The 14,085-nt window shown below is 50.4% G+C and carries 16 protein-coding genes; all 16 read right to left on the bottom strand.

Annotated features, from left to right (window positions below):
* Positions 1-519 precede the first annotated feature (519 nt).
* The 16 genes from BUA14_RS17765 to cysT all read right to left on the bottom strand — a co-directional run bounded on the left by BUA14_RS17765 (position 520) and on the right by cysT (position 14,063).
* Entirely contained in the window at positions 520-1,101 is a 582-nt protein-coding gene (locus BUA14_RS17765; RefSeq protein WP_015945022.1) for an adaptor protein MecA, read from the bottom strand.
* 137 nt (positions 1,102-1,238) lie between these two features.
* The gene (locus BUA14_RS17760; protein WP_005816168.1) at positions 1,239-2,342 is read right to left on the bottom strand and encodes a DUF362 domain-containing protein; all 1,104 of its coding nucleotides are present in this window, start codon (positions 2,340-2,342) and stop codon (positions 1,239-1,241) included.
* Positions 2,339-2,842, bottom strand: a complete 504-nt coding sequence (locus tag BUA14_RS17755; protein ID WP_015945023.1) for a hypothetical protein — start codon at positions 2,840-2,842, stop codon at positions 2,339-2,341. Before BUA14_RS17755 ends, BUA14_RS17760 begins: the two co-directional genes overlap by 4 nt.
* Positions 2,843-3,005: 163 nt before the next feature.
* Positions 3,006-3,605: an HD-GYP domain-containing protein gene (locus tag BUA14_RS17750; RefSeq protein WP_015945024.1), complete on the bottom strand. Its 600-nt coding sequence runs from the start codon at positions 3,603-3,605 to the stop codon at positions 3,006-3,008.
* Between the two features lie 255 nt (positions 3,606-3,860).
* Positions 3,861-4,103 carry a sulfurtransferase TusA family protein gene (locus BUA14_RS17745; protein WP_005816171.1) on the bottom strand — a complete coding sequence of 81 codons (243 nt, stop codon included), beginning with the start codon at positions 4,101-4,103 and terminating at the stop codon, positions 3,861-3,863.
* A complete protein-coding gene (locus BUA14_RS17740) occupies positions 4,093-4,965 on the bottom strand; it encodes a 4Fe-4S binding protein (protein WP_005816172.1) in 873 nt (290 codons plus the stop codon). Before BUA14_RS17740 ends, BUA14_RS17745 begins: the two co-directional genes overlap by 11 nt.
* 3 nt (positions 4,966-4,968) lie before the next feature.
* Entirely contained in the window at positions 4,969-5,385 is a 417-nt protein-coding gene (locus BUA14_RS17735) for a M67 family metallopeptidase (protein WP_005816173.1), read from the bottom strand.
* Between the two features lie 12 nt (positions 5,386-5,397).
* A complete protein-coding gene (gene moeB / locus BUA14_RS17730) occupies positions 5,398-6,207 on the bottom strand; it encodes a molybdopterin-synthase adenylyltransferase MoeB (RefSeq protein ID WP_015945025.1) in 810 nt (269 codons plus the stop codon).
* Positions 6,207-6,467 (bottom strand): sulfur carrier protein ThiS, encoded by a 261-nt coding sequence (thiS, locus tag BUA14_RS17725; protein ID WP_005816175.1) that lies wholly within the window; start codon positions 6,465-6,467, stop codon positions 6,207-6,209. The genes moeB and thiS overlap by 1 nt, the downstream gene beginning before the upstream one ends.
* A gap of 25 nt (positions 6,468-6,492) precedes the next feature.
* A complete protein-coding gene (locus BUA14_RS17720; protein WP_015945027.1) occupies positions 6,493-8,289 on the bottom strand; it encodes a GTP-binding protein in 1,797 nt (598 codons plus the stop codon).
* A 1-nt stretch (position 8,290) separates the two neighbouring features.
* Positions 8,291-9,172 (bottom strand): sulfate adenylyltransferase subunit CysD, encoded by an 882-nt coding sequence (cysD, locus tag BUA14_RS17715; RefSeq protein ID WP_005816177.1) that lies wholly within the window; start codon positions 9,170-9,172, stop codon positions 8,291-8,293.
* A complete protein-coding gene (locus BUA14_RS17710) occupies positions 9,169-9,921 on the bottom strand; it encodes a phosphoadenylyl-sulfate reductase (protein ID WP_072773824.1) in 753 nt (250 codons plus the stop codon). Before BUA14_RS17710 ends, cysD begins: the two co-directional genes overlap by 4 nt.
* A gap of 58 nt (positions 9,922-9,979) precedes the next feature.
* Complete coding sequence (locus BUA14_RS17705) at positions 9,980-11,215, bottom strand: ROK family transcriptional regulator (RefSeq protein ID WP_072773823.1); 1,236 nt, start codon at positions 11,213-11,215, stop codon at positions 9,980-9,982.
* A 54-nt stretch (positions 11,216-11,269) separates the two neighbouring features.
* Complete coding sequence (locus tag BUA14_RS17700) at positions 11,270-12,343, bottom strand: sulfate/molybdate ABC transporter ATP-binding protein (RefSeq protein ID WP_072773822.1); 1,074 nt, start codon at positions 12,341-12,343, stop codon at positions 11,270-11,272.
* Positions 12,340-13,200, bottom strand: coding sequence for a sulfate ABC transporter permease subunit CysW (gene cysW, locus BUA14_RS17695; RefSeq protein ID WP_072773821.1), 861 nt, complete (start codon positions 13,198-13,200; stop codon positions 12,340-12,342). Before cysW ends, BUA14_RS17700 begins: the two co-directional genes overlap by 4 nt.
* A gap of 14 nt (positions 13,201-13,214) precedes the next feature.
* On the bottom strand, positions 13,215-14,063 hold the full coding sequence (gene cysT / locus BUA14_RS17690) for a sulfate ABC transporter permease subunit CysT (protein WP_015945033.1): 849 nt from the start codon (positions 14,061-14,063) through the stop codon (positions 13,215-13,217).
* Positions 14,064-14,085: the final 22 nt, after the last annotated feature.

Below are 14,085 nucleotides of genomic sequence, written 5' to 3'. Positions count from 1 at the left end.
TTATTCGGCATTATTGGACTGATTTTTTCGAATCCTTTAGTTCCTAAATCATGGGACAAGTGTTTTAACCAGGCTTTGTACTCTTATTTCCTGTCCATACCTCATGACAAACACTATCCATTTCCCGACTGAATCTCTGATAATCCTCCCGCAGGCTTTTTAGGATTTCGACACCCGTTATAGCATATTATAGCACTATCGTTAAACAGGAGGTACGAATGTCGATGCATTCCAATTTTTTGCCACTTCAAAATACCATGAAACAAAAAAGCAGTTCCAATCAAGGGGAAATCCTCTGCTTTGACTCCTATAAGCGTCAAAAACAGGCCCAGCACTGCATTTTTTGTAACACAACTTCTCTCTTACAAAACTTCAAGGGAAAAACCGTTTGTTCCGAGTGCTTGCAGCATATTCCTGAATTGTTCTCTGTCCCCTCTCATTATGTCACATAATTCCCGCTTAGAAAAGTTACGAAAGACGGAAAAAGGAAGTCCTGCGACTTCCTTTTATACTTCCAAGTTAGAACTTAAAATGGGTTTTCAAAGTTTGCAGGGCGCGCTCTTTCAATATAACTCTTCCGTGCTCTTCCAAGAAGAGCTTAGCTACATCCACCAGCTCACCATATTCGTCGAGCAAAGCCTCTGCCACCTGTTTTTTCTTACCCGTACCTAAATGACTGACCACAAGATAATATTCCCCATCAAATTCAAAAAGACTGGAGCGCACACGGGAAAAATCGGGTATACGCTTGACAACGGCTAGGACATCCTCAATATCGGCAAAAGCATACACCCACTCCATAACCTTGGACCGGCTTGGCCGTTTGCTTTCCTTTTCTTTAGTTATGACCTCTGTTGTGTCTTCTTGCTTGATGACAGTAATCACAAATTCCTCATTGGATGATGCTGTGGCTTGTATCCAAAAGGGTTGATCTAGGTTAAACTCCACTTCTTCCCTTGCCTGAGAGATTAACTCCCAAAACACCTGCTCACTTCTTTGCGAACGTTGAAATAAATCTGCCATGGTAATATCTCTGTCGGCAAGTTCGGCGAAGGAGATGAAGATGCGGATCGTATTTTCGTTGACTTTTTGAATGCGCATAACCCCACCTCTCCTTTCCAGTCATATCACTAGTTTATTTCTTATGATATCATATTACGACACTTCTGTGTTGCTAAAACGCGAGAATATTTTGTAGGTTTTTACAAATGCTGGGCAGTACTGCCTACAGCCATCTGCTAATCCATAGTAATGAGCTGGTATTGGCGTGACCCTAAGCCGATCTTTTCCCCATACTCCAGCTGAACAGACCAGTCCACTTCAGGGTGAATCACGCGGAACTTGTCTGACTCATGATGACGCTCGCCCAAAACGGAATGAGGATTACCATGGGCCTGATTCACCAGATCCACAGCCGCTTGATCGATGGCTACAGGATCTTGGGAGATAAGTATACCAATGTCCTGAACGATGGGAACATCATTCCAACTCACGCAATCACAGAGAGGTGAGACATTATTAACAAAGGTAATGAACCCGCTCTTGCCTTCCTTCCCCTTTAAAGCACCTACGGTATATTCCACAATCTTTTCCTGAATCACGTCCGGTGTGGTCTTCCAATTGACAGCAATGGCTTTGAAGGTGCAGGTTACCGCACATTCTCCGCACCCGATACAGAGCTTCTCATCAATCCGGGCAAAGCCTGCCACCGTGATGGCCGAGGCAGGGCACCAGTTTTTACACTTCCCGCAAGCCGTGCAGCGCTCTTCATTGACTTGGGGCAGGATATCCGAATGTTGCTGCTGCTTGCCGGCCCGGCTGCCTAACCCCATACCAAGGTTCTTCAATGTCCCGCCAAAACCGGTTGCTTCATGGCCTTTAAAGTGAGATACAGCAATCAGGGCATCCGCATGGACCGCCGCACTGCCAATCTTAACTTCTTGAAAATGCTTCAAATTTACAGGCACTGATACATAGTCTTTCCCATTTAGGCCATCGGCAATCACCAGAGGGGCCCCCACCACAGAATAATCAAAACCGTTTTCGATGGCTGTTTCCAAATGGTCAATGGCATTGGAGCGAGACCCCACATAAAGGGTATTGGCATCGGTTAAAAAGGGGCGGCCGCCTCTTTTCTTGACCTGATCCACGACTCTCCGCACAAATTGTGGTCTGATATAAGCTAAATTGCCCCGTTCCCCAAAGTGTATTTTAAGGGCAACCATGTCATTCTTCTCGATTCCTTTCAGGATTCCTGACCGATTGATAAGCTTTTCCAGTTTCGTCAGCAGGCTTTGCCCCTGATTGATTTTCATACTGGTAAAATAGACTTCCGGAATCATAATCCCCCTCCATTCTCTTGATTGAGCTCAGTAACGCTTTTTTCTTTCTTATCCTTATCTGGCGGCAGAATTTCACAAGATATAACCTGCAAACGATAGGGGAGAAAAGTCACATTCACTCTCTGCCCTGTTTCAAGCTCGCGATATGTATAAGGATCCAAATGGAGTGTCTCTCTTCCTGAATCCCATTCAATCTCAACACTATAAGGCTGACGGCTGTCGGAAGCCATACTCTTGCCTTGTATTTCACCCTGTACCTGAACAGGCTTAGCAAACCAATCCGGTTCGCTGGCATTAAAGATCAACAGATAAGTCCCGTAGATTAAAAGCCAAACCAACCCTTTGCCAGCCAGCAGCAATTTATCCTTGCGCCTTAAGGGTTTTTGTGCCTTAGTATAGACTTTCCAAATAGTGCGGATTAAGATAAATAAGCCCAGTAAAAGAATCCCTAAAGCCTCAATCCACGTCGTCTTCCATAAATACTGATAATATTCTCCCATTGTTCCCCCTGTGGCAGAAAGTTCTTCTATTAGAGCTATTATAAATTCTCTTTCATTTAAGGTCAAACAATACTTGTGATCCGGTTGTTATGCAAAAGACCGATCAAAGTATATGATCGGTCTTTCACTAAGCAAAATCTATAAACTTCTTGTTTCCCATACCTTATTGAACTCTCTCTATTTCACCCACGATAACCTTATCAACAAAGATATGTACCAAATCAGGATCAAATTGCGTCCCGGCATTGCGTCTCAATTCTTCAATAGCCTTACGTTTTGATAAGGGCTTCCGATAGCTGCGCGAACTCGTCATAGCATCATATGTATCCGCGATGGAGATTATCCTGGTTAGGCGAGGGATTTCTTCCCCTTTTAATCCCCGGGGATAACCCTTCCCATCCCATCGCTCATGATGTGCTAAAATGAGCCGCGCCGTCATCCCCATATTCTCAAAAGCACAAAGTATGTCAAAACCTTTCCCTGGGTGGCCTTTGATTTCTACCCATTCCTCTTCATTAAGCCGGTCCGGTTTATTAATAATACGGTCATCAATAAAGGCTTTGCCAATATCATGAAGCAAAGCCGCCTTTTCCAATTGTGCAGCTTCTTCTTCACTTAATTCCAAAACCTCACCCATACTTTGGCACAAAGAGGAGACCCTTTGCGAATGTCTTTTTAGGCTGTGGTTTTTCGACAGATATCGATTTACAACCCATTGGGTAGACTGCCATTCCTGATTCAATTCAACCCACTCTGCTTTCATCCCTTTTCCTCCTTTATACAGATATTGAAGGAAAAACTTGCTTATCTTTATCTACGCAAGTATTAAATATTCTTATTTTCACTATTATTATATGTGATAGAAACGACTTATACAATCCAAAAAATTAATTTCGAAATTAGAACTATTATCTTCAACCGGCAGCACCTCCATGGGTAATGGGTAACCGAAGGGACACAAAAAGGGCGCATCTTCCTTGGAAAATACGCCAGCTCTGGATCAAAGCCAGTATTTATCTTAATTTCCTTTTTCTACGAAAACGGTATAGGTTCCGTTCCCATTGTTTTCTACCTGAACCAGCTTATGGCCTTCGTCTTTCAAGCTTCGGGGAACGTTTTGAATGGGTTCCCCATCCTTCATCAGAATCTCCAGCAACTGCCCCGGTTCCAGTTCCTCCAGAGCAACTTTAACTTTCACGAAGGTGATGGGGCAGACAACACTGGTGATATCCACCACCCGATCCGCTTTTTTAGCGTTCAAGATCTAATCCCTCCAATTCTTTAGCAAGGGTTTCCCAGCCAACTCTATCCAGGGTGTTCCTGAACCGTTCGCTTGGTTTGCCGTGATTCTGGAAAAACTCCAAAGTTTTATCGATCACCTGATAAAGGTGAGCCTCAGTAATGACCAGAGGCAGGATGCGCTTACCGATGGCAATCCGGTTGCCGAACAGCCCCCCAAAGGAGAGCAAAAACCCTCTTTCTCCTTCCCAGGCCGAAGTCGGGCAGGATTTAACGCATTTGCCGCAATAAGTGCACAGCTGACTGTCCAGGCTGAGGGTTTCCTCTTGTCTGTGAACCTCGATGGCTTTGGCCGGGCAAACCGCCTGGCATAAACCGCAATAAATGCACTGGTCCTGCTGCCAGCTGGGCCTGACGCCCCCTTTGATACCCAGATCGTTTTCTTCCGCTTTCAGGCAATTATTGCCGCAGCCCGTAACGCCCAGTTTAAATTTATGGGGAAGCTCCCTGGCAAAATAGCGTTTATCCAGTTCCCCAGCCAAGCGGGTGGTGTCGATCAGGCCACTGGGGCAGATCGCCGCCCCCTGGCAGGCTGTAATCGTTCTGACCCGGGGGCCGCAGGCACCGGGCTCCAGCCCGACCTCTTTCAGTTCGTTTAAAACGGCCTCCACGTCCTCCAGCCGGATAAAAGGAATTTCGATACCCTGCCTTGAGGTCATATGAATATAACCCTGCCCATAGGTCCGGGCCAGCTCCGTTACTTTCTGCAGCTGGTCGGCTTGGATCTGGCCGCCGGCGACGCGCAGCCGCAGGGCAAAATGATCCTTTTGCACCTGTTGCATAAAGCCGCCTTTTTTTAAAGCCTTGTAATCAACCTCTGCCACAGTTTACTCCTCCTTCAGAATAATCTCTTCTTCGTCTACCCCATCCTTTTTGATCAAAAAACTTTTGCAGACTGGCTTTTGGGGCTCGGCCAGGGAAATGATCAGGTAACTCAGGGATGGATCGAAGGCCAGCCTTTTATCTTCCGCCGAGGGCCGCGCTGGGGTTGCCGGATGACTGTGGAAATTGCCCAGCATTACCCAGCCGTTTTTCCGCATATCTTTGACCGCCGTTAATTGTTCCCGGGGGTCCATGCTGAAATGCTCCGGACTCTGATCCAGATTGTTCAGGGGGTAAACCCGCTCTACCCACCGATCATCTCCATCCCTACGGCCTCCCAGCAGTCCGCAGGCCTCATTGGGCAGAGCTTGGCGGGCATGCGCCAGCATCTCTTCCATTTGCTTTTTAGTCAGGGTGATCATAGCCGGACCTCCTCAATTCAGATCGCAGGCAGCCTGCTCGTAATCGATCAGTTCTGTGATCGAGGGTTCTTCCCCGCATACCTGGCATTTTTTATTATGAGGCAGCTTAACTCTCCGAAACTCCATTTTAAGGGCGTCATAGGTCAGCAGGGCGCCGGTCAGCAAGTCCCCGAGGCCCAGAATATATTTGATGGCTTCCGTGGCCTGAATGGTGCCGATGATCCCTCCCATAACCCCCAGCACCCCTGCCTGTTTGCAGGTTGGTACGCTGTCGGTCGGCGGGGGATTCTTGAAAATGCAGCGGTAGCATGGCCCCTGCCCGGGCACATAAGTCATGGTCTGTCCCTGGAAGCGGATGATCCCGGCATGGGAAAAAGGCTTCCCGCTGAGAACACAGGCGTCGTTGATCAGAAACTTAGCCGGAAAATTATCCGTGCCGTCGATGATAAAATCATAATCCCGGTCCCAGATAATATCCTGGATATTGCCGGAGCTGACCCATTCCTGATAAGGCACCACTTCCACATCCGGGTTCATTTCCCCAATGGTCTCCCGGCCCGATATCACTTTAGGCTTGCCCACATCCTTGGTCAGGTGAATGATCTGCCGCTGCAGGTTGGAAAGCTCCACTCCGTCAAAGTCCACCAGCCCGATGGTACCGACACCCGCGGCCGCCAAGAACATAGCTGCCGGCGCTCCCAGCCCGCCCGTACCGATAATCAGGACCCTGGACTGGAGCAATTTTTTCTGACCTTTAACCCCAACCTCTTTAAGGATGATATGCCGGGAATACCGCTCCAGCTGTTCGTCACTGAAACCCATCAGGCGGCACCCTCTTTCCCGGTTGCTGCCTTGGCGGCCTTAACTTTCCCAAAGCTTCCCCCTCCCATAAAATAAAGGAACTCCACACTATCTCCCGCCCTGACCTTCCGGTCGGCAAAATCCTCCCGCTCGATCAGCTCCTCATTGATTCCCACGGTTACATATTCCGGCATCTCCGCCCTTTGGGCGACCAGAAGCTCCTGCACCGTCAGCTCTTTCTCCAGAAGCACATCCTGCCCATTTACCGTAATTTTCATCATGAAACCTCCTCTATTTATGAAAACCCTACAAATAATAATCCAAAATAATCTCCTGCTTCTGCAAAAGGCCGCCCACAGCCGCCACAGCCCCCTCAACCTCAAGGCTGGCATCCGGCTGAAAAGAATAGAATGGCGATTCCCCAATAGTGATGACCAGTATCTCACTGGGCTGGTTAAGCAGTTTTAAGTTTTCCGCTTCATCATCCTCCAGATTAAAGACCGTGGTGATAAAGATCTGCCCGGAGTCGGTGAGGATTCTGGCTAATTCACCGACCTGCCTGATCTCCCGGTCCCTGCTCCAGTCTTTTATTGTCTCTTCCGCTGCCAAACCGTGCAGAAGGTTTCTGACCCCCAGATAATAGGCTTTGTAATTGAGCCGGAAGAGGGTTTGTTCCAGTTCCCGGGCGATGGTTTCGATCACCGGGCCATGGTCGGCACTGCCGGAGGTCAGGACGATGAACTTGGCTTTATGTCCATAGATCCCCGCCCGCTGTGCCGGCTGAATCAGTCCCTTTTCCCACTGAGTTTCCCGCTGCCGCACATGCTCCTGCAGGCTGCTGCGGTCATCATCGACCTGCTCCAGGATAATTCCCCCGCCGGAGATTTCGTAATTATCCACAATCACGAAGCGCCCGGTCTGCTCCATTTCTGTCACCGGATCAAAAGCAATGGGCTTGGCGGTCTCAAAAATGCATTCCGCCACATCATGCTTTTCCGCCTGGTCTTTGAAGGTGTCGATATTCAGCTCCGCCGCGTCAATGATGTTAAGGATTTCCACCATCTTCACCCCAATTTTCAGGGTGCCGATTTTTAGCTTATAAGTTTTGTTTTTAATCAGAGGCGCTTTGCCCACCCAAAAGATGTTGGCCTTGAAACGGGACCCCATCTGGGGCTGTTTATCCTGGGCTTTGACCATCAATTCCCCGGGTTTGATATAAATCTGGGTCTTGAGAGTCAGCCCCACAGCCTCATCGGCATAGGCCATATTCCGCTGAGAGACATTAAATCCTTCGATGCTCTGGATCACGCTTCTTTTCCGGGAGGGGAGAAAAACCACTTCATCCCCACTGCGGATGGTGCCGCTGAGGATCGTTCCGGCCACAATGCGCCGATCATCTCCGGCCGCCGTAAATTTATATATATCCTGAACCGGCATCCGCAAAGGAAGTTCCTGGTTGCCTTTGCGGTTGCTCAGGCTGTCCAGCTGTTCCAGGACGGTCGGCCCTTCATACCACGCAGTGCGCTGGGAACGGACTGCGATATTGTCTCCGTTAAAGGCGCTGAGAGGAATAAAATTAACCGGCTGGATGTTGAGCTTATGCAAAAATTCACCGAATTCCCGGCGGATAGTCTCAAACGTCTGCCGGTCAAAATCCACCAGATCCATTTTGTTGACCAGCACCACCACCTGGCGGATGCCCAGCATGGCCGCGATATGGCCGTGACGTTTGGAGTTCTCCCGGATTCCTTCCTTAGCGTCGATGACCAACAGAGCGGCCTCCGCCCGGGAAGCTCCCGTCACCATATTTTTCAGGAATTCGATATGACCGGGGGCGTCGATGATGATATAGTCCCTTTTGCCGGTTTTAAAAAAACTGCGGGCCGTATCGATGGTAATCCCCTGAGCTTGTTCGTCTTTTAACGCATCCAGCAGAAAGGCATACTCAAAAGGCCGGGCATTCTTGCGGCAGTATTCCTGTACCGCTTCCAGCTTGCCCTCGGGCAGGGAACCGGTATCCGCCAGCAGCCTGCCGATCACCGTACTTTTACCGTGGTCCACATGGCCCACAATCACGATGTTCATCTGTTCTCTGTTGTCCATCTTACATATACCCGCCTCTCCGCAGGGTTTCCAGTCCGCCCCCGTCATCCTTATCCTGGGCCCGTCCCGACCGTTCGGCGATCTTGGCAAACTTGCCGCTGCGCAGCTCCTCAATAATTTCTTCCACATTGCGGGCCGGTGATTCCACCGGTAAGGTGCAGGGATAACAGCCCAGGGAACGGTAGCGTTTGCCCTCCCCCTGATCAAAATAAAGGGATGTCACCGGGATCTTCTCCCGCTCGATATATTCCCAGACATTCAGCTCCGTCCAGTCCAGAAGGGGATGAATTCGGATATGGGTGCCGGGGGCAAAATCGGTTTTGAACTGATTCCAGAATTCCGGGGGCTGATCCCCCACATCCCAATCATTTTCCTGATCCCGGGGGGAGAAATACCGCTCTTTGGAACGGCTTCCTTCCTCATCCGCCCGTACCCCCACAATCACCCCGGTGTACTTTTCCCGGCTGCCATCCGGTCGATATTGGCCGGTTTCCAGATCCAGAATATAGCGGGGCCATTCCCCGGAAAGGGTATTTTTCAAGGCTTCCGTTTTCAACGCCTGACAGCAGCTGATCCGGTCCGTTTTCCCGTCCGGAAAGGTTCTGCCCCCGTCCAAGGCCTCCTTGTTCTCCCCGTAAATCATGGTCAGCTGCCATTGCCGGGCCAGTTGGTCCCGGTAGTGAATCATTTCCGGTATTTTATAGTGGGTGTCAATATGCACCAGGGGAATGGGTACATGCCCGAAAAAAGCCTTGCGGGCCAGCCATAGCAGAACGGTGCTGTCCTTGCCGATGGACCAGAGCATGCAGATATTTTTAAATTCACGGTAAGCCTCTCTCAGGATATAGACGCTTTGCGCTTCCAGCTTATCCAGATGGTTCATCGCTTTTCTTCCTCCTTTGCAGGCGGGTTCAGGGATGGATGCAGCCCGCATTCTTTTTTAGAGGGGTCTTCCCACCACCACCTGCCGCTGCGTACATCCGCCCCGGGGGCCACCGCCCGGGTGCAGGGCTGACAGCCAATGCTGCGGAAACCTTTGTTGTATAGGGAACTGTAGGGAATGTTTTCCCGGCGGATATAAGCCCAAACCTGCTCTTCGCTCCAGGCCGCCAGAGGATTCACTTTATAGATAGCGTGGCGGGAATCCCATTCCAGCAAACCGATTTCCTGGCGGGTAGGGCTCTGCTCCCTGCGCAGTCCGCAAATCCAGCCGTCTACGGTAGATAAGACCCGCTGCAAGGACCTGACTTTTCTCAGCTCACAACATTTTTGGCGCAGTTCGACCTTATCATAAAAAGCATTGGGGCCATATTCCGCCAGAAATGGCTCCAGCTCCGAATTCTCCGGCGCGTATACCTCATAATGAAACTCATAGCGACCCATGGTCTCTTCCATCAGATCATAAGTCTGCTGAAAATTCCGGCCTGTATCGATAAAGAAGATCCGGGCCCGGGCATCGATCTTTAATAGCATCTGGGTCAGCACTTGATCCTCAATGGAAAGGCTGGAAGCCAGAGCAATCCGCGCCGGACCGATTTTTTCCACCACATGGGCCAAAAGCTTGCGGGGGTCTTCCCCGGCAAAGGCTCGGTTTATCTTATCAAGATCCAAATTGAGATCCGATCTGTCCATTTCATTTCTCCTTCTCCCTTTCTATATTCCCCACCCAGTCATAAAGCTGTCCGGTTCTTCACCCAAAAGTCTCCGGTTCCAAATAATGCTCCACCACCAGAGCGCCCGCACCGATGGAGATGGCATTCTCTTCAAAGGCTCCGCCCCGGCTGAACACCAGGTGCCCCCCTTTATCCCAAGGTCTTCTTCGCTTGGCGGCCTCTACACAGACCTCATAGAAGAGCTGAGAATGCAAAATAAGCGGTCCGCTCAGAACCACAAGCCCCGGATTGAGCAGCTGGATGAAATTAGCCAACCCCGTACCCATCCGTACAGCGGCATTTTGCAGCACTTGCCGGGCGGTGGTGTCATTCTCCTCAGCCTCCCGGCAGAGCTCCAGATAGGAGACCGGGCGATCGGCCTTGTGATTTCGGCGGTCCTTCCCTTGGGGCATTTCCTCAGGGGTCATTTCCTCAGCAAGGGCTTCCATAATAGCGTAAATCGAGGAGTAGCGCTCAACGCAGCCCTGATTGCCACAATGACATGGTTTACCGTTGACATCGATCACCATATGGGCAAAGGTATCATCTGCATCATTGATTGTCCTGACCAGAGTTCCTGAGGAGATGACGCCGGTTCGGATTCCCACCCCGCAATTCAAATAGATCACGCTTTTCATCCCTTTGCCGCTCCCGTAACGGGTTTCTGCCAGAACCGCCCCATTGGCACCGTTATCGATGATGACCGGCAAGCCCGTTCGTTCTTCCACGATAGCTTTGAGGGGAATATTTTCCCAACCCTGGGCCTCAAAGTTTTCCGGGTTGAGGATGATGCCGCTTTGACGGTCCAAAGGCCCCACCGTACCGATCCCAACGCCGATCACATATCCGTGCCCCCGCTTTTCCATAACCCTTCCTATCCAGTCCAGAATCCGGTTCAGAGTGGCTTGCGGCGAAGAATTCCGGTCCATATCAAAGCGGTCTTTCTCGATCAGCTCCATTTTCAGGTTGGTCAAAACAACTTGGGAGTAGAGGCGGGAAATATCAATCCCGATCACATAATAGCGGCGGGGATTTACATCATAAATGACCGGCTTCCGACCGCCGGTGGACTCACCGGTTTCCGTGGGAAGGATGAGATCCGCCTTCTCCAAAGGGAGCATCATCCGGTTCAAGGTGGTAGGCTTTAATCCCGCCACTTTGGCCAGTTGACTTTTGGTCATCGCTCCCTTATGCAGGATCAGGCCCAATATCTTTTTAGCTTCCGGACTCAAGCTGCTTAAAACATCTTTATAAATCAGCACTCCTGTCCTCATCTCTTTTCTCCAGAACTTTTAACCGAATTAGCAACAAGTCCGTAAAAAAATATATCAAATAACATAATCTTCAGGAACATACACCTTGAAATCCCGGGGCCGGAGATAGACATTCTGCTTGGCCTTCAGCTGCAGACTTCTATAGACCTCTTTGCTGATTTCCACTTCGATATACTCATCGTTATCCAAACGCTTTAATTCCAGATTGACGATGGGTCCCACCGCCCGGATAAAGAAAATCTCCGCGGCAATAAAGCCTTTGCCTTCATCCTCCAGACAAATTTCAATGTCATGGGGTCGGATATAGCTGACAATGTCTGCGTTGCCGATTCCGGCATGCTCCGGCGCCTCCAGTTGCAGGGAGCCCAGCTCCACTTTGCCGTCGTGCATCCGGCCGTGAAACAAATTGACATTGCCCAGGAAGTTGTAGACAAAGGGATTGGCCGGATTGTCATAAACCTCTTCCGGAGTCCCAATCTGCTCGATCTTTCCCTCATTGAGAATAACGATGCGATCGGCCACATCCAGAGCTTCTTCCTGATCATGAGTCACGAAAACACTGGTAATCGGGTATTCGTTATGAAGCTTTCTCAACCAGCGCCGCAGATCTTTACGGACTTTGGCATCCAGGGCTCCAAAGGGCTCATCCAGCAATAAAACCTTGGGCCCCACCGCCAGAGCCCGGGCCAAAGCGATTCTTTGGCGCTGACCACCGGAAAGTTGAGCCGGATAGCGGTTAGCCAGCTCTTCCATCTTCACCAGGGCCAGCAGTTCCTGAACCTTTTGGCGAATCACTTCTTTGCTAGGGCGGAGCTTGGCCGGCCGGACCTTTAAACCAAAGGCGATATTTTCAAAGACCGTCATGTTTTTAAAAAGGGCATAATGCTGAAACACAAAGCCCACTTTGCGGTCCTGGGTACTTTTTTCCGTATTGTCTTCCCCGTCGAAAATAATACTGCCGGTATCCGGGGGTTCCAGACCGGCGATAATCCGGAGCAAAGTGGTTTTGCCGGAACCGGAAGGACCGAGCAGAGCCACCAGTTCACCGGTATGGATCTTGAGATTGAGTTCATGCAAAGCCGTAAAGGTGTCAAAGGTCTTGCTGACCTGGCTAACTTCGATACTCATGATTTTTCCTCCATCCGTTTGATTTTCCAACCGGCAATGTTTTTGACAAAAAGATTGATGATGGCGATTACCGTCAACAGGGTGGCCACCGCAAAGGCAGCGGAAAACTGATATTCGTTGTACAGGATCTCCACGTGGAGGGACATGGTATTGGTCAGCCCCCGGATATGACCGGAGACCACGGAGACCGCCCCGAATTCCCCGGCCGCTCTGGCTGCCGTCAGAATGATCCCATAAAGCAGAGCCCATTTGATATTGGGCAGGGTAATGCGCAGAAAGGTCTGCCAGCCGCTGGCCCCCAGGGTCAAAGCCGCTTCCTCTTCTGCCGTTCCCTGGGCCTCCATCAACGGGATCAACTCCCGAGCCACAAAGGGCAGAGTGACGAATAAAGTGGCCAAAATAATCCCGGGAGGGGCAAAAATGATCTTCAGTCCCCAGGCCGTCAAAAACGGAGCCAGCAGGCCATGGGTGGTACTGAACAGCAGCACGAAAATTAATCCTGCAACCACGGGGGAAATGGCAAAAGGCAGATCAATCAGGGTCAGAAGCAGATTTTTGCCTTTAAACTGAAACTTGGCCACTGCCCAGGCGGCTCCCAAGCCAAAAATTGTATTGACAGGCACCGCGATCCCTACGGTGAGAAGGGTCAGCTGAATAGCTTTCAGGGCCATCGGGTCCTGAATGGCGGCCAGATAGACTCCCGCCCCCTTTTCAAAGGCTTTGGTGAACACCAGGATCAGGGGTAAGATCAGCATGGTGATAAAAAACAGCAAAGCAATGCCGGTCAGCAGCCATTGAATCCCTTGAGCGTGGGACCCGGGAGTTCTGTTTTTCTTACTGTTTTTCTTACTCTTCATCTTCTCTCTCCTTATCAGCCCTTATCCCGGTTGCCTGACCACCACTGAATGAGATTGATCACCAGCAGCATGATAAAGGAGATCACCAGCATCACAGCGGCAATGGCCGTACCACCGGCATAATCGTATTGTTCCAGCTTGGTCCGAATCAGCAGAGGGGTGATTTCCGTGTACATGGGCATATTGCCGGAAATAAAGACAACTGAGCCGTATTCCCCCAGAGAGCGGGCAAAAGCCAGGGCAAAGCCGGTGATGACCGCCGGCAGTAGAACCGGTAAAATCACTTTACGAAAGGTTTGAAACCGGGTAGCCCCCAAACAAGCCGCCGCTTCTTCCACTTCCCGGTCCATGCCCTGCAGAACCGGCTGAACTGTCCGCACCACAAAAGGCAGGCTGATAAAAATCAGGGCGATGGTAATTCCCAAAGGGGTATAGGCAATCTTTAACCCCAGGGGCTCAAAAAGCCGGCCGATCCAGCCGTTAGGGGCATAAAGAGTAGTCAGGGAAATACCAGCTACAGCCGTAGGCAGAGCAAAAGGCAGATCGATCAAGCCATCAACGATTCTCTTGCCCGGAAAGGTATATCGCTCCAGAACCCAGGCCAACAGCAGCCCGAAGACCGCGTTGACAGTGGCCGCCAAGAAGGAGGCGCCAAAGGATATCTTCAGGGAGGCCAGGACTCTGGGTGATAGGACAATCTCCATGAATTTCCCCCAACCCAGCTGAGAGCTGTTCAGGAACACCATAGCGATGGGGATGAAAACCAGGAGGCTGAGATACATCAAAGATAAACCCATGGTGATCCCGAATCCCGGCAGAACGCTGTATTGTTTCAGACTGAAGCGGGAGGATAATGTCTGCATGGTTTCACCTCATCAAACAGGA

The sequence above is a fragment of the Desulfitobacterium chlororespirans DSM 11544 genome (assembly GCF_900143285.1).
Taxonomy (GTDB): domain Bacteria; phylum Bacillota; class Desulfitobacteriia; order Desulfitobacteriales; family Desulfitobacteriaceae; genus Desulfitobacterium; species Desulfitobacterium chlororespirans.
This window is presented reverse-complemented; position numbering and strand designations above follow the sequence as displayed.